At 67.4% G+C, this 15,211-nt stretch carries 18 protein-coding genes; 15 read left to right on the top strand and 3 right to left on the bottom strand.

The annotated features are described in order from the left end of the window. The first annotated feature begins 29 nt into the window (after positions 1–29). From hisB to ABD243_RS04190, 6 genes are all read left to right on the top strand, one after another. Positions 30–656 (top strand): imidazoleglycerol-phosphate dehydratase HisB, encoded by a 627-nt coding sequence (hisB, locus tag ABD243_RS04215; protein ID WP_091249867.1) that lies wholly within the window; start codon positions 30–32, stop codon positions 654–656. Beyond that, positions 653–1,384 (top strand): imidazole glycerol phosphate synthase subunit HisH, encoded by a 732-nt coding sequence (gene hisH / locus ABD243_RS04210; RefSeq protein WP_344362438.1) that lies wholly within the window; start codon positions 653–655, stop codon positions 1,382–1,384. Before hisB ends, hisH begins: the two co-directional genes overlap by 4 nt. Beyond that, positions 1,385–1,543, top strand: a complete 159-nt coding sequence (locus ABD243_RS04205; RefSeq protein WP_175460408.1) for a hypothetical protein — start codon at positions 1,385–1,387, stop codon at positions 1,541–1,543. 48 nt (positions 1,544–1,591) lie between these two features. Continuing rightward, the gene (priA, locus tag ABD243_RS04200) at positions 1,592–2,338 is read left to right on the top strand and encodes a bifunctional 1-(5-phosphoribosyl)-5-((5-phosphoribosylamino)methylideneamino)imidazole-4-carboxamide isomerase/phosphoribosylanthranilate isomerase PriA (protein ID WP_344362433.1); all 747 of its coding nucleotides are present in this window, start codon (positions 1,592–1,594) and stop codon (positions 2,336–2,338) included. Between the two features lie 13 nt (positions 2,339–2,351). Then, entirely contained in the window at positions 2,352–3,278 is a 927-nt protein-coding gene (locus tag ABD243_RS04195; protein ID WP_344362432.1) for an SseB family protein, read from the top strand. A 63-nt stretch (positions 3,279–3,341) separates the two neighbouring features. Then, positions 3,342–4,655 (top strand): MFS transporter, encoded by a 1,314-nt coding sequence (locus ABD243_RS04190; RefSeq protein WP_344362430.1) that lies wholly within the window; start codon positions 3,342–3,344, stop codon positions 4,653–4,655. A 180-nt stretch (positions 4,656–4,835) separates the two neighbouring features. On the opposite strand, the gene ABD243_RS04185 is transcribed toward ABD243_RS04190, so the two are convergent. Then, positions 4,836–5,222: a DUF1844 domain-containing protein gene (locus ABD243_RS04185; RefSeq protein WP_091249882.1), complete on the bottom strand. Its 387-nt coding sequence runs from the start codon at positions 5,220–5,222 to the stop codon at positions 4,836–4,838. Positions 5,223–5,662: 440 nt separating this feature from the next. On the opposite strand from ABD243_RS04185, the gene infC reads away from it, so the two are divergent. From infC to ABD243_RS04165, 4 genes are all read left to right on the top strand, one after another. After that, positions 5,663–6,739 (top strand): translation initiation factor IF-3, encoded by a 1,077-nt coding sequence (infC, locus tag ABD243_RS04180; RefSeq protein WP_425547125.1) that lies wholly within the window; start codon positions 5,663–5,665, stop codon positions 6,737–6,739. Between the two features lie 115 nt (positions 6,740–6,854). Next, positions 6,855–7,049: a 50S ribosomal protein L35 gene (rpmI, locus tag ABD243_RS04175; RefSeq protein WP_009358635.1), complete on the top strand. Its 195-nt coding sequence runs from the start codon at positions 6,855–6,857 to the stop codon at positions 7,047–7,049. Between the two features lie 120 nt (positions 7,050–7,169). Beyond that, positions 7,170–7,640, top strand: coding sequence for a 50S ribosomal protein L20 (rplT, locus tag ABD243_RS04170; RefSeq protein WP_091249887.1), 471 nt, complete (start codon positions 7,170–7,172; stop codon positions 7,638–7,640). A gap of 65 nt (positions 7,641–7,705) precedes the next feature. Beyond that, positions 7,706–8,602 carry a TrmH family RNA methyltransferase gene (locus ABD243_RS04165; protein ID WP_344362423.1) on the top strand — a complete coding sequence of 299 codons (897 nt, stop codon included), beginning with the start codon at positions 7,706–7,708 and terminating at the stop codon, positions 8,600–8,602. Between the two features lie 143 nt (positions 8,603–8,745). On the opposite strand, the gene ABD243_RS04160 is transcribed toward ABD243_RS04165, so the two are convergent. Continuing rightward, positions 8,746–9,015 (bottom strand): GlsB/YeaQ/YmgE family stress response membrane protein, encoded by a 270-nt coding sequence (locus ABD243_RS04160; protein ID WP_091249893.1) that lies wholly within the window; start codon positions 9,013–9,015, stop codon positions 8,746–8,748. 230 nt (positions 9,016–9,245) lie between these two features. Between ABD243_RS04160 and ABD243_RS04155 the strand changes: the two genes are divergently transcribed. Then, positions 9,246–10,166 (top strand): cation diffusion facilitator family transporter, encoded by a 921-nt coding sequence (locus ABD243_RS04155; RefSeq protein WP_116767803.1) that lies wholly within the window; start codon positions 9,246–9,248, stop codon positions 10,164–10,166. 158 nt (positions 10,167–10,324) lie between these two features. Here ABD243_RS04155 and ABD243_RS04150 read toward each other — a convergent pair whose 3' ends face one another. After that, positions 10,325–11,533: an MFS transporter gene (locus ABD243_RS04150; RefSeq protein ID WP_344362419.1), complete on the bottom strand. Its 1,209-nt coding sequence runs from the start codon at positions 11,531–11,533 to the stop codon at positions 10,325–10,327. 204 nt (positions 11,534–11,737) lie between these two features. On the opposite strand from ABD243_RS04150, the gene ABD243_RS04145 reads away from it, so the two are divergent. The 4 genes from ABD243_RS04145 to ABD243_RS04130 all read left to right on the top strand — a co-directional run bounded on the left by ABD243_RS04145 (position 11,738) and on the right by ABD243_RS04130 (position 15,200). Further along, a complete protein-coding gene (locus tag ABD243_RS04145) occupies positions 11,738–12,202 on the top strand; it encodes a (deoxy)nucleoside triphosphate pyrophosphohydrolase (protein ID WP_344362417.1) in 465 nt (154 codons plus the stop codon). 90 nt (positions 12,203–12,292) lie between these two features. Continuing rightward, positions 12,293–13,435 (top strand): Re/Si-specific NAD(P)(+) transhydrogenase subunit alpha, encoded by a 1,143-nt coding sequence (locus tag ABD243_RS04140; protein ID WP_344362415.1) that lies wholly within the window; start codon positions 12,293–12,295, stop codon positions 13,433–13,435. After that, a complete protein-coding gene (locus ABD243_RS04135; protein WP_344362412.1) occupies positions 13,435–13,830 on the top strand; it encodes an NAD(P) transhydrogenase subunit alpha part 2 in 396 nt (131 codons plus the stop codon). The genes ABD243_RS04140 and ABD243_RS04135 overlap by 1 nt, the downstream gene beginning before the upstream one ends. Next, entirely contained in the window at positions 13,827–15,200 is a 1,374-nt protein-coding gene (locus ABD243_RS04130) for an NAD(P)(+) transhydrogenase (Re/Si-specific) subunit beta (protein WP_344362410.1), read from the top strand. Before ABD243_RS04135 ends, ABD243_RS04130 begins: the two co-directional genes overlap by 4 nt. The last annotated feature ends 11 nt before the right edge of the window (positions 15,201–15,211 follow it).

Genomic DNA, 15,211 nt, shown 5'->3' with positions numbered 1-15,211 from the left:
CCCTGCCTTCTTCCAAAGGACACATCTACATGAGCAACACCGGAGCCACCGCCGCCGAGGGCCGGACCGCACGCATGGAACGGACCACCAGTGAGTCCTCGGTCCTGGTCGAGATCAACCTGGACGGCACCGGGGTCTCGGATATCAGCACGTCGGTCCCGTTCTACGACCACATGCTGACGGCCCTGAGCAAGCACTCGCTGATTGACATGACCGTCAAGGCCACCGGCGACACCCACATCGATGTCCACCACACCGTCGAGGACGTGGCCATCACCTTTGGCGAGGTTCTGCGGACCGCATTGGGCAACAAAGCCGGAATCCGCCGCTTCGGCGAGGCGACCGTGCCCCTGGATGAGGCGCTCGCGCAGGCCGTCGTCGACGTCTCGGGCCGGCCCTACCTTGTGCACGCCGGCGAGCCGGCAGGCCAGGAATACCACCTGATCGGCGGCCACTTCACCGGCTCGCTGACCCGCCACGTGTTCGAGGCGATCACGCTCCACGCCGGGATCTGCCTTCACATGAACGTCACGGCCGGACGCGACCCCCACCACATCGTCGAGGCCCAGTTCAAGGCGTTCGCCCGGGCCCTGCGCGCAGCCGTCGAACCGGACCCCCGGGTCGAGGGCATTCCGTCCACCAAGGGCGCACTGTGACCGGCCCGGTCCTGCGCGACGGGGCCATCATCGACCCGGCCGCCGGAACCAAACCGGTGTCTCCGGAGGGAAAGCCGACCGTCACTGTGCTGGACTACGGTTCCGGCAACGTCCGCTCTGCAGTCCGTGCTCTGGAGCGCGCCGGCGCCGAGGTCATCCTCAGTTCCAAGCCCGAGGACGTCCTCAACGCCGACGGCCTCGTGGTCCCCGGCGTCGGCGCCTTCGAAACCGTCATGCGCGAGCTCAAGTCCGTGGATGCCATCCGCATGATCGGCCGCCGCGTCGCCGGCGGCCGCCCCGTGCTTGCCATCTGCGTGGGGCTCCAGGTGCTGTTCGAGGCAGGCGTCGAGCACGGCACGGAAGCCGAAGGCATGGGTGAGTGGCCCGGCAAGGTCGAGTTGCTGCCCGCCGACGTCGTGCCCCACATGGGCTGGAACACCGTCTCCGTCCCGGAGGGATCCAAGTTGTTCGTCGGCGTCGAGGGTGAGCGCTTCTACTTCGTGCACTCCTACGGGGTCCAGCACTGGGACTTCGACGTCATCCAGCCCCGGATGGCGGCGCCCCTGGTGACCTGGTCCGAACACGGTGCCCCGTTCATTGCGGCCGTGGAGAACGGCCCGCTGTGCGCCACGCAGTTCCACCCGGAGAAGTCCGGCGACGCCGGCGCCCGGCTCCTGCGCAACTGGGTCGACAGCCTGCGCCCCGCGGCACCGGAACAGACCGCCTAGATGTGGTCCCTGGTCCTCATGGGCGTCGCCGGCCTGCTGGTCGGCGGCGCAATCTCCTTCCGCCAGCAGAAAAGTCCGCGCTGGGTGGAGGTCGTGTTCTACATCCTGGCCGGCATGTCGCTGCTGGCCGCCTATCTCCTGACCCTGCCGGCGTCCTGACGACCGTGCCGCGTTCCTGACCCACCATCCCGAGCTGAGGACACCACGATGACCACCGAAACCCCGCTGCCCGTACTCGAGCTTCTGCCCGCCGTCGACGTCGTCAACGGCCAGGCCGTCCGGCTCGTGCAGGGCGAAGCCGGCAGCGAGACGAGCTACGGCACTCCGCTGGAGGCCGCCCTCAACTGGCAGCAGCAGGGGGCCGAGTGGGTGCATCTGGTGGACCTGGACGCCGCATTCGGGCGCGGCTCCAACGCTGAACTGCTGCGCGAGGTCGTGGGGCGGCTGGACATCAAGGTGGAACTCTCCGGCGGCCTGCGCGACGACGAATCCCTCGAAAAGGCGCTCGACCTCGGCGTGGCCCGCGTGAACCTGGGTACCGCGGCACTGGAGAACCCGGAATGGACCTCCCGGGTGATCGAGCGCTTTGGCGATAAGATCGCCGTCGGCCTCGATGTCCGCGGTACCACGCTCGCCGGCCGCGGCTGGACCAAGGAAGGCGGGGACCTCTGGGAGGTGCTCGGCCGCCTCGAAGACGCAGGCTGCGCCCGGTACGTCGTCACCGACGTGACCAAGGACGGCACCCTCCAGGGCCCCAACGTCGAACTCCTGCGCCAGATGGTCGAGAAGACGGGCAAGCCGGTGGTCGCCTCAGGCGGCATTTCCAGCCTTGAGGACCTGCAGGTCCTGCGGTCCCTGGTGCCGCTCGGCGTTGAGGGCGCCATCATCGGCAAGGCCCTCTACAACGGCAACTTCACACTGCCCCAGGCCCTCGACGTCGCCGGCCGCCGCTAAGCGGTCACCGGTCATGACGCACACCCGCGAGCCCGGCGACACCCACGACCCCCACAACGCAGGGCAGCCGGACGCCGGCGCGGCTCCGGTCCGGCATCTGCCCGGACATATCGCGGCTGCCCTCGCCGGCGCCGGCGGCGCCACGGACTCCGCTGGCCAACCCTGGGCGGGCCGCAGCCTGTCCGGGGAAGCCGCGAAGATCCACAATTTCGAGGACGACGACGGCGCTGCCGACGCCGGCTACCTAGCGGCCGTGGCCAACCTCGCCGCCGGCACCGGCGACGAGGCAGCCGTGGTGGCCGCGCTCGCCACCGCCCGGGTCTTCGTGCCCATCCTGGCCCAGCTCGCCGAGGAGGGGGAAGGCGCCGGCGGCCTCCATGCCGACAAGCAGGCCGATATGGCCCTCGTCACGCTCAAAGCGCCGGACGGGCGGACGGCCATGCCGGTCTTCACCTCGGCGGCGTCACTGGAGGCCTGGCATCCGGAGGCCAGGCCTGTGGCGGTCTACGCGGCCCGGGCGGCCCTGTCCGCCGTTGCGGAAGGTGCCGAGCTGCTCGTGCTGGATCCCGGCGCGGACCTGACGTTCGTGGTCCGCAGACCGGCGGTCTGGGCACTGGCCCAGCAGCAAACCTGGACGCCGTCGTATGCCGATCCGGAACTCGCGCGCGCCCTCGGGGACAGCGCGGTTGGCTTTCCGGCGGTCCGCCGTGTTGAAATTCATCCGGGGGGTGGAATTGCCTCGGCTACAGCCGATGGCAGGCGGCTCCCCGGCGGGGGATCCGGCCCGGAACTCCGCGTGGTCCTGTACCTTGAGGACGGACTCGACGCCGCCGGCGTGCAGTCCATCGTCGCCGGCCTCAACAACGACTGGGCCCGGAATGAATTCTTTGCCGAGCGGGTTGACTCAATCGAGGTCAAGCTGCAGCGCGCAGCACCATAGCTGACGGCCCAACGGGGGGACCTCCCGGTGCTGCCGTGGGCAGTACCAGAAGGATGTAGTGTCGTGAATTTCGCGCTTTACCGGGAGCTGCTCGCCGTCCGGCCCATCAGGCGGCTCCTGCTGGTCGGGATGATTGCCCGCATACCGCACTCGGCGGCCGGCGTCCTGCTGACCCTGCACATCGTCCTGACCCTTGGCCAGGGCTACGCGGCCGCCGGCGCGGCGGCCGCCGTCATGACGATCGGAATCGCCGTCGGGGCGCCCTGGCGCGGACGCCGGGTCGACACCGTGGGACTGCGCAAGGCGCTCATCCCGTCCGTCATCTCCGAGACCGTGATCTGGTCCATCGTGCCGCACGTCTCCTACGAGGTCCTGCTGCCGTTGGTCTTCGTCGGCGGCCTGCTCACGCTGCCCATCTTCAGCGTGGTGCGGCAGTCCCTGGGCGTACTGGCCACCGGGGACCAGCGCCGCACCGCCTTCGCCCTCGATGCCATCGCCACCGAGCTGGTCTTCATGATCGGCCCCGCCGTCGGCGCCGTCGTCGCCACCAGCGGGCAGTCGGTCCTGGGCCTGACAATAGTCGGCGTGGCCACGTCCGTCTCCGGACTTTTCCTCATGTGGTTCAATCCGCCCACCCGGAGCGCGGCCCCCGACGCCGGGCTCGAGGCGGAGGAGCTCGAGTGCGCGGAGGCCGCCGTCGTCGCCGCCGCGCCGGCCCACCTCCAGGAGGCCGCGGCCGAACTGGCGCCCCTGGCGGCCGCGGCCGAGGAACGGCGGCAGCGGCGCTCTGGCCTGCGCCACCGGGTCATCCACAATTTCAGTTGGTTCACCGCCGCCGTGGGAGCCGTCTTCGCCGTCGCGGCCGGTGCCGGCATGGTCCTCAGCGGCACCGACGTCGGCATCGTCGCAGCCCTCCAGACCGGCGGGCACGAGGGCGAAATCGGGATCGTCTTCGTCTTCTGGTGCGCGGTCTCGGTAGTGGGCGGCATAGTCTACGGCGCCATGCACCGGCCCGTCTCGCCGATCCTCCTGCTGTTGGGAATGTCAGCGCTGACGGTCCCGATGGCGTTCGCGACCGATACCTGGACCCTCAGCCTGCTCTCGCTGTTGCCGGGGCTGCTGTGCGCGCCGGTGCTGTCCGCGGCCTCGGAAAAGGTGGCCGAACTCGTTGACGAGAGCCGTCGCGGCGAGGCGATGGGCTGGTACGGGTCCTCGCTCACCGGTGGCGTGGCTCTGGGCGCGCCGCTCGCCGGGCTGTTCATCGACGTCATCGGCCCGTCGGCCGGCTTCGTCGCCGTGGGGCTGGCTGGCGTGGGCCTCTGCCTCGTAGGACTCGTCCTGCAGCAGATGCGCCGCCGCCGCCTGGCCCACGCCTGACGCCGCGGTGTCCCTGTCAGGGGGACCGCCCGGGCCCGGGGGCCGCACTGAGTCCCGATGGATCGAAGCAGAGTTAACGACGCCGGCGGGCGGACCCGGATGGTCCGCCCGCCGGCGTGTCATAGCTGACGAAAGTGCTGAGGTGGCCGTGGCTAGTTGGCCGTGACTAGTTGACTGTGACTAGTTGACGGGGCCGGTGTACTTCTCGCCCGGGCCCTTGCCCGGAGCGTCGGGGATGATCGATTCCTCGCGGAAGGCCAGCTGCAGCGAACGCAGTCCGTCGCGCAACGGCCCGGCGTGCTGTGAGCCGATTTCCGGTGCCGCGGACGTCACCAGGCCGGCGAGGGCGGTGATGAGTTTGCGGGCCTCGTCCAGGTCCTTGAGTTCCTGGGCATTTTCCTCGGCGGCGAGGCCCAGCTTCACTGCGGCGGCACTCATCAGGTGCACGGCGGCCGTGGTGATGACCTCGATCGCGGGGACTTCCGAGATGTCGCGAATCTGCTGCGAGACGTCGGCCTGTGCGGCTGCGGGCTCGAAGACATGGGAATTACTGTCTGAAGTGCTCATGCTGGTAAGCTTGTCACAGACCGACTGAATGTCGTTATTCTGCAGTACTTCTTACCTGTGGTGCCTGTTTTTGACTGGTGCTTCCCGGTGTAGGCGGTGCCCGGCGACGCACACGTGCGTTGAGCGGGTATCTTTCTGTAGAATTGGCTTTTAGTTTGCAAGCGGAGTTCTCTCCCACCCGCGTCAGCCGCGAAACTTCCTTCGGGAAGCCCCTCCCTCACGGGAGTCAAGGTTGCCGGGTACCTGGTCGGGCACAACCTCGGACTCCGGTCCGGCGAAAGTGCATGCCGCCTCATTGAGGGCGGCAGTTCCGATCTTGAGGCCTTCGATTGCTCCGGCAATTGGGGGCCTTCTCTTTTTGCCGGTGGAATACCCCTCACGAACACAGGAGCTTTAACATTAGCGAGCCAAGAATCAATGAGCGTATCCGCGTCCCCGAGGTGCGGCTGGTCGGCCCTGCAGGCGAACAGGTAGGAATTGTCCGTATTGAGGATGCCCTGCGTTTGGCTGCCGAGTCCGATCTTGATCTCGTTGAAGTTGCACCGCAGGCCAAGCCTCCGGTGTGCAAGCTGATGGACTTCGGCAAGTACAAGTACGAGGCCGCTGTCAAGGCGCGCGAGGCCCGGAAGAACCAGACCAACACGGTCCTGAAGGAAATTCGCTTCCGCCTGAAGATTGACACCCACGACTACGAGACGAAGCGCGGCCACGCGCTCCGCTTCCTCGGCGCTGGTGACAAGGTCAAGGCCATGATCCAGTTCCGCGGCCGTGAGCAGCAGCGTCCCGAGATGGGCATCCGCCTGCTCCAGCGTTTCGCGGACGACGTCGCCGAAGTTGGCGTTGTGGAGTCCAGCCCTCGGATCGATGGCCGCAACATGGTCATGGTGGTGGGCCCGCTGAAGAATAAGGCTGAAGCCAAGGCAGAGGCCCGCCGCGCAACGCAGCGTGCGGAAGCCAAGGCTGAGAACGAAGCCAAGGCATCGGGCCGCGTCGACGTCTCCGGCGGCAACGCTCCGCTCACGCAGACGCTGTCCGACCTCCTGCCCGAAGGCTACGTCGTAGCGACGGAGGCTCCTGCAACGGAGGCTCCCGCGGTCGAAGAAGCCAAGGTCGAAGAGACCACGGCTGAAACGGCGGCAGCCACGCACGCCCCGGTCGCGGAAGCCAAGGCCGAGGAGGCTCCGGCCCAGGAAGCCCCGAAGGAAGCTGCTCCCAAGGCGGCCGAGAAGCCGGCAGCAGCCAAGGCTCCCGAGGCTCCGAAGGCGGCCGAGAAGCCCGCAGCAGCCAAGGCTCCCGAGGCTCCGAAGGCCGCTCCGGCCCCGGCTCCCGTGGCTAAGGCCCCCATGGCTAAGGCTCCGGAGGAGAAGGCTGCGGAATCCGCTCCGGCCGCTCCGGCAGCAGCACCGAAGCCGGTCGCTGCTCCGAAGCCGGTTCCGAGGCCTGCAGCTCCGAAGCCCGCCGCACGGCCGGCCGCCCCCCGGGCTGCCGCCAAGCCCGGCAGCAAGAAGACCAACTAGTTCACGGCTGCCGGACAGCAATGTCCGGCAGCAAGCAACCAGCATGCCGCCCGCAGGGGCGGCTGCACGAAAGAGCTGCAGACTTTTCTGCGGATACGTAAGGAGATCGGTTCCCATGCCGAAGATGAAGACCCACAGCGGTGCTAAGAAGCGCTTCAAGCTGACCGGTAGCGGCAAGCTGCGCCGTCAGCAGGCCAACCGCCGTCACTACCTCGAGCACAAGTCCTCACGGCTGACCCGTCGCCTTGCCGGCGACAAGATCGTCTTCAAGGGCGACGCCAAGGTCATCCGGAAGATGCTCGGCATCTAAGTTCCAAGTTCTCTGATTGCCGGCCACCTGGCGGCAATCAACTACCAAAAAGGCTTCTCAGGCCAGCCGGACTTTTCCGGCAGTAGACGCTTGGGATCAGAATTCTGAAGGAGTACGCACGTGGCACGTGTGAAGAGGGCTGTAAATGCCCACAAGAAGCGCCGGGTTATCCTCGAACGCGCAAAGGGCTACCGCGGACAGCGCTCACGCCTGTACCGCAAGGCCAAAGAGCAGCTGCTGCACTCGTTTGTGTACAGCTACGGCGACCGCAAGAAGAAGAAGGGCGACTTCCGCCGTCTTTGGATCCAGCGCATCAACGCTGCATCCCGCGCCAACGGCCTGACCTACAACCGCCTGATCCAGGGCCTGAAGGCCGCTGAGGTTGAGGTTGACCGCCGCATGCTGGCCGAGCTCGCCGTTTCCGACGCCAACGCCTTCGCCGCGCTGGTCAAGGTCGCCAAGGACGCGCTGCCCGCCGACACGTCAGCTCCGGCTGTCCAGGCTGAGGCCGCTCCGGCTCCGAAGGCCGCCAAGAAGGCTCCCGCGAAGAAGCCTGCTGCCAAGAAGGCCGCCGACGAGGCTGCAAAGTAGTTCCCGCAGCAGTTGAAAAACTGCAGCGTTCAAGAACCGGCTGCGAGAGCAACTAAGGTTCTTATATGAACGAATCCGGGCGCCCGCAAGATCTTCCACTTTCCAACCCCCGAGCTGATCGGGTGAGGAAGGTGGCACAACTTGCCGGGCGCCCGGCCCGTTTAAAGCGACGCGAGTTCCTGGCGGAGGGGCCGCAGGCGGTCCGGGAAGCCCTCGTCCTACACCAAAAGAGGCTCGCCGCGGGGCAACCCGGCATTGTCTATGAGGTCTACGCGAGCGAGTCGTGCCTGGACCGGCATCCGGATCTGGAGACACTCGCGGAGGGCACCACCGCCTACCTCGCCACCGACGAAGTGCTCGCCGCGATGGCGGACACGGTCACCCCGCAGGGCGTTCTCGCGGTCTGCGGTTTCCTGGACGTTGGCCTCGATGAGGTGCTGGACGCCGGGCCGCGGCTGATCGCCGTCCTTTGCCAGGTCCGCGACCCCGGCAACGCCGGAACCGTCCTGCGCGCCGCCGACGCTGCCGGCGCGGACGCGGTGGTCCTGACCGGATCCAGCGTGGACATCTACAACCCCAAAGCGGTCCGTTCGACGGCGGGATCCCTCTTCCACCTGCCGATCGTCCTTGGCGCCGATGCGGCTGACATCGTGGCCCGCTGCAAGGAACGGGGGATCGGCGTCCTCGCCGCCGATGGCTACGGCCAGCTGAACCTGGACCGTCTCCAGGACGAGAATGCGGCCCGCCGGCTGGGCGCGTCCGCCGCGGGATCGGTCTACGCGCTGGAACAGCCCACCGCCTGGCTTTTTGGCAACGAAGCCCAGGGCCTGTCCGAGGACGAGATTGCGCTGGCCGACCACCGGGTGGCCGTGCCGGTCTATGGGCAGGCGGAGAGCCTCAACCTCGGCACCGCGGCCACCGTCTGCCTCTACGCCAGCGCCCGGTCCCAGCAGGTGCCCTAGAGACCCGGCTGCCCGAAAAGGCATCGCGGCGGATGCAGGCGCAGAAAAAAGGCGGGGCCCGCCAAAGGTGGGCTCCGCCGTCGTACTGTTCTGTCGAAGTGTGCCTAGGGCCTCACTCGAAGCGTGAGGTCAGCCGTACAGAATTATGATGTGGTCTTGTTGCGTCCTGTAATGGCGCCGTAGGCGAGGGCAACCACCAAGCCGCCGACGATGGCCAGGAGCCAGGAACCGAGATTCCAAAATTCCATCTTGCCGCCGCCAAACAGAAGGTCGCCGATCCAGCCACCGACAATGGCTCCGACGACGCCGAGCACGAGGCTGGTAACCCAGCCGCCGCCGACCCTGCCGGGCATGACTGCCTTGACGATTGCACCTACTATGAGTCCGAGAATGATCCAGCCAAGAAAGCCCATGTCTCCTCCTACATATTCGTCGGTATCCAAATTGTGAATCCCGAATATGGCTTCAAGCTAACATAGGCCGGATTACTTGTCAGCAGGGAAGTGCCCAATCGTTACGTGGCGGTATCGGCCCTGCCGCGGTTCGGAGGCCGCCCGGAAACAGGTAGCGTATTCCTTGCGGGCGCCGGGTTCTTCCGGTGTCCGCTTACACCCCGGAAGAACCCCGTTAAGGAGAAGCTCACGTGGCTGCAAATGGCGGTACCAAGGCGATAATTGCGGCGCTGGCTGCCAACCTGACCATCGCCGTTTTGAAGTTCGTCGCCTATTTTTTGACGCTGTCGTCATCCATGCTGGCCGAAGCCATTCACTCGCTCGCAGACTCCGGCAACCAGTTGCTGCTGCTGGTCGGCGGCAAGCGCGCGGAGCGGGAAGCCAGCCAGGAACACCCCTTTGGCTACGGCCGTGAGCGCTACATCTACGCCTTCATCGTCTCGATTGTGCTGTTCAGCGTCGGCGGTCTCTTTGCGCTCTACGAGGCGTGGGGAAAGATCCAGCACCCGCATGGCATCGAAGGTGACTTCTGGTGGGTGCCGCTGGCTGTGCTGGTGGGCGCGATCATTGCCGAATCCTTCTCGTTCCGGACGGCGATCGCCGAATCCAACCCCCTCCGCGGGAAGCAGAGCTGGGTCAAGTTCATCCGCAACGCCAAGCAGCCGGAACTCCCCGTGATCCTGCTCGAAGATTTCGGCGCCCTCGTGGGCCTCGTCTTCGCGCTCTTCGGCGTAAGCCTGACACTCATCACCGGGAACGGCATCTGGGACGCCCTGGGCACCGCCATGATCGGCCTCCTGCTCGTGGGGATCGCCGTCGTGCTGGCCATGGAAACAAAGTCCCTGCTCCTGGGCGAGTCGGCCACCCGGGACGACGTTGCCAAGATCCGCAGCGCGATCGAAGCTGGCGGCACCGGCATCATTCACCTCAAGACGATGCACCTAGGCCCCGAGGAACTGCTGGTGGCGGCGAAGATCAGCATCGGCCGCACGGACTCCGGCCAGGACATTGCGAAGGCGATTGACGCCGCAGAGGCCCGGATCCGCGAGGCCGTCCCGATCGCCCGGGTCATCTACCTGGAGCCGGATGTGCAGCGGGTCAGTGCGTCCTAACCGGTGGCCGCCGTCGACGGCAGCGCAGTAAAAGGCAGGGCAGTAAAAGGCAGCGCCGTAGAAGACAGCGCAGCTAGAAGTCAGCAAACAAGAACGGCAGCCCGGTCCAGTACATCACTGGATCGGGCTGCCGTTCTTCGTGGGCGGCGGGTCAGCGGCTACGAGGCCAGCGGCCGCCGGCGTTCCACGGCGCCGCTGATGGCGGCGACCCCGAGGCCCAGGATGGCCAGGACGGCACCCACGAGCGCGGGGGCGACGTAACCCCAGCCCCAGGCGATCACGAGTCCGCCGAGAAAGGCGCCCAAGGCGTTGGCGACGTTGAGCGCCGCATGGTTGAGGGATGAGGCCAGCGACGGGGCATCAGGCGATGCATCCAGGAGCCTGGTCTGCAAGGCGGGAACCAGCATGGACCCGGCGGCACCGACCACGAACACCATGATCAGCGCCGACCATGCCCAATGGGCCGCAACGGCATAGACCACGAGGGCCACGGCTGTCGCCGGCAGCACCCAGTAGATCGTCCCCATGACGGACTTATCGGCGATCCGGCCGCCAACGATGTTGCCTGCCACCATGCCCACTCCGTACAGCGCCACGACGAGCGGCAGCCACGGCGCCGGGACGCCGGCCACGGATGTCATGGTGTGCGAAATGTAGGTGTAGGTCGCGAAGAAGCCGCCGAAGCCGACGATGCCGACCAGGATGGCGAGCCACACCTGGAGCCGCTTGAGTGCCCCGAGCTCGCGGCGGAAGCTGGCATCGGCGTGCGGCTTCTGGAACGGAACGAACTTCCACAACATGGCGAGCGTGATGATGCCGATCAGGCCGACCAGCAGGAACAGCAGCCTCCACCCGTAGCTCTGGCCCAGCCAGGTAGCGAAGGGAACGCCGATGACGTTGGATACAGTCAGCCCGGCCATAACCATCGAAATGGCGCAGCCCCGCTTGGTCGGCGCCACGAGGGACGCGGCAATCACGGCCGCGACGCCGAAGAAGGCGCCGTGCGGCAGCCCCGCCGCGAACCGCGACACCAGCATGGAGCCGTAGTCAGGGGCGAGGAAGGAACTGAGGTTGGCGATGCTGAAGAAGAGCATGAGCCCCAGGGCCAGATGCTTGCGCGGCAGTTTGGCTCCGACGGCGGCCAGCACGGGCGCACCGACGACGACGCCGAGGGCGTAGGCGGAGATGAGGTGGCCGGCCTCGGGCGTGCTGATGTTCAGGCCCTGCTCAATCTCCTTGAGCAGGCCCATCATGGTGAATTCTGTGGTGCCGATCCCGAACCCGCCCATGGCGAGGGCAATGATGGCGAGGGCAAGGTGACGGGTGCCGGTCTTGGACGACGCCGGAGCTTGTGTGGTGGTTGTCATTCGTCTTTTCGGGTGATTTCCGGGAGATGCCGGGAAGAGTCGGCCAGATAAATATGCTTTATAGAACTGAGAGCGCGCGCCGAATATTCCGCAGGCTGCCCGGCAACGCCTTCACCATTGTCCCTTACCCATTCCCAGCTGTGACGCCCCCCGCGACGCCGGCCGCCGACGTCGATCCCTGGCGCCCGCCTTAGACTGGGGAGCGTGACTGGACTCATCAACGTCGTCGGCGGCGCAGTAGTGGACTCCCTGGCGGAACCGGGCAAACTCCTTGTAGCGCGGCGCACGGCGCCACCGCAGTTTGCCGGTATGTGGGAGTTCCCGGGCGGAAAAGTGGAGCCGGGCGAAGCAGCCGAAGACGCCCTGCACCGCGAGCTCCGGGAGGAACTCGGTGTGCAGGTACGGCTCGGAGCCGAGCTGCCCGCGGCGACCGCGGCGGGCTGGCCGCTCAACGAGAAGGCTGCGATGCGGGTCTGGTTCGCCGAACTCGAGGACGGGGAGCCCCTGCCGCTGGAGGACCACGACGAACTGCGCTGGCTTGACCTCCGCAATTCCGAGGACGTCCTGGGCCTGCCGTGGATCCCGGCCGACTTCCCGATCGTCGAAGCGCTCCTGGCCGCCGTCCATGCCGCCAGGCTGCGCGGCGGGGGAGCCGAACTGATCCGCTGACCCGGACACGCCGACCGGCATACGCCCGGCCGCCTCTCGCCAAACGGTCAGGCATGTGCCTACTCTGAACGCAATCGAGAGGAGCAGCCCGTGCAGGTCGGTGTCGGACGAGAACAGCGCGCCGGAGAACGCCGAGTTGCGGCCACGCCGGAAACGGTGCAGCAGCTGACGGCCCTCGGGCTCACACTCGTGGTGGAGAGCGGCGCAGGAACCGAGGCAGGGTTCGCGGACGCAGCGTTCAAAGAGGCTGGCGCCACGGTGATCTCGGAGCTCCCGCTCGCGGCCCTGGACGTCCTGCTGCATGTTCGTCCGCTCGCGCCGGAGACTGCGGCCCGGCTGCGGCCCGGTGCCATCACTGTCGGCCTGGCGTCGCCAGCCTCCGAGTTGCCGACCGTCCGGGCGCTGGCCGCCGCCGGGATCACCTCCTTCGCCCTGGAGCTGCTTCCGAGGATCTCCCGGGCCCAGTCGATGGACGCACTCACTTCGCAGTCCCTTGTCACTGGGTACCGCGCCGTGCTGGAAGCCGCCGTGCGGTATCCGCGGTTCTTCCCGCTCTACATGACGGCCGCCGGAACCATCCCCCCGGCGAGGGTACTGGTCCTGGGGGCCGGTGTCGCCGGACTGCAGGCCATCGGCACCGCGAAGCGGCTGGGCGCCCGCGTTTCGGCCAACGACATCCGCGCCGCCTCCGCCGACGAGGTCGCCTCGATGGGCGGCACGTTCATCAATCTGGACCTCGACGCGGCGGCGGAAGGAACCGGCGGCTACGCCCGCGCCCTCGGCGAGGACCGGGCGCAACGCCAGCGCAGCCTGCTGGCCCCGCACGTCGCGGCCACGGACATCCTGATCACGACGGCGGCCATCCCGGGCCGGGCCGCTCCCTTGCTGGTAACCACCGACATGGTGGCCGGCATGCGGGCAGGGTCCGTCGTCGTCGACCTCGCCGCGGAGTCCGGCGGCAATGTGGAAGGCGTGATCGCCGGCCAGGACATCCAGGTGCCGGTTGACGGCGGATCGGTCACGCTCGTGGGCCTGCAGGACGCCGCATCCGCCATGCCGTCGGACGCGTCCCGGCTCTTCGCCCGGAACGTCAGCAACTTCCTCGCCCTCATGACCGACGGCGGCACCGTTGCCCCGGACTTCGGCGACGACGTGGTCGCCGGAACATGCCTGACCCACGGCGGCGCCGTACGGCATTCCGCCACCGCCGCAGCCCTGGGCGAGGACATCTGATGGGCCCCGTTGCGCTGCTGACAGTCGTGGTGCTTGCCGTATTCGTCGGCTTCGAAGTCGTCTCCAAAGTGACCAGCAAGCTGCATACACCGCTCATGTCCGGCGCCAATGCCATCCACGGGATCATCCTCGTCGGCGCCATCATCGTGGCCGGACAGGCCGGCGACCCCTGGGTGCTCGGCATCGCACTCCTGGCAGTGGTCCTGGCGACCGTGAACCTGGTAGGTGGCTTTGTGGTCACGGACCGGATGCTGGAGATGTTCAGCGTGCACAAGCCCCTGCGCAAATCGGCGCAGAAGCCCTCAGGAACCGGTACCGCCAAAGCCGGCGGAACGGCGGCCGAAGGACTCGCCGGTGACGGCACCTCCGGCGGCGGCGCAGGGGAGGCGAGATGAGCCTCCTGACCCCGGAATGGACAGCCCTGCTGTATCTGGTGGCCGCCGTCTGCTTCATCCTGGCGCTAAAGGGCCTGAGCTCGCCAAAAACCGCCCGCCGCGGCAACGCCATCGGTGCGGCCGGGGCGCTCGTCGCGGTCATCACGGTGTTCTTCTCTGCCCGGCTGGAGAATATTCCGCTCATCCTGGCCGCCATCGCCGTCGGCTCCGCGATAGCCGTCCCCGTGGCCCGGCGGGTGCAGATGACGCAGATGCCTCAACTGGTGGCACTGTTCAACGGCGTCGGCGGCGGCGCCGCAGCGCTGGTCGCCGCACTCGAACTGAGCCACAGCGAGGATTCGTGGGTGCGCCTGGCGGTCGTCTTCACCATGCTCGTGGGCGCCGTGTCCTTCGCGGGCTCCGCGGTGACCGTGGGCAAGCTGCAGGAACTCATCAGCACCCGTCCGCTGCTGTTTCCCGGGATGCCCTGGGTGATGGGGGCCGTCATGCTCGGGGCGGTCGTCTCCGGGGCACTGGTCGTCCTGAGCGGGTCCGTCGGCTGGTCGCTGGCGCTGCTGGGCCTGGGGCTCGCGGCAGGTCTGCTGCTCGTGTTGCCGGTGGGCGGGGCGGATGTGCCGATCGTGATCTCGCTGCTGAATGCCTTCACGGGCCTGGCGGTGGCCGCGTCCGGCGTCGTCCTGGGCAACGTCCTGCTGCTCGTCGCCGGAACTCTGGTCGGCGCGAGCGGCACCATCCTGACCAAGGTCATGGCCTCTGCCATGGGCCGCGGAGTCACCGGAATCATGTTCGGCGCCTTCAAGGGCGGCTCGACGGCGGGTTCCACCGCCGTGAGTGACCGGCCCGTACGCTCATCCTCCCCGGAAGACGTAGCCGTCCAGCTCGGCTATGCCCAGCGCGTGGTGATCGTTCCCGGGTACGGGCTCGCCGTGGCACAAGGCCAGCACACCGTGGCGGAGCTCGCCACAGCTTTGGCCGACCGCGGCATTGATGTGGTGTTCGCCATACATCCCGTGGCGGGACGCATGCCGGGCCACATGAACGTGCTCCTGGCCGAGGCCGATGTGCCGTATGAGTCCCTGCGGGAGCTGGCGGAAATAAATCCCGAGTTCGCCAACACGGACATCGTGCTGGTGGTCGGCGCCAACGACGTCGTCAACCCGGCGGCCAAGTCTTCACCTGGTTCGCCGATCTACGGGATGCCGATCCTGGACGTGGTGCAGGCCCAGCAGGTGGTCTTCCTGAAGCGGTCGATGCGTCCGGGCTTCGCGGGCATCGAAAACGATCTCCTGCACGACCCCAAAACCACGCTCCTGTTCGGGGATGCTAAGGATTCGCTGTCCAAGGTGCTCGGTGCGGTCAAGGCGCTCTGAGGTCAGGGAGC

It is taken from the genome of Arthrobacter humicola, from assembly GCF_039531445.1.
Lineage (GTDB): Bacteria > Actinomycetota > Actinomycetes > Actinomycetales > Micrococcaceae > Arthrobacter > Arthrobacter humicola.
This window is presented reverse-complemented; position numbering and strand designations above follow the sequence as displayed.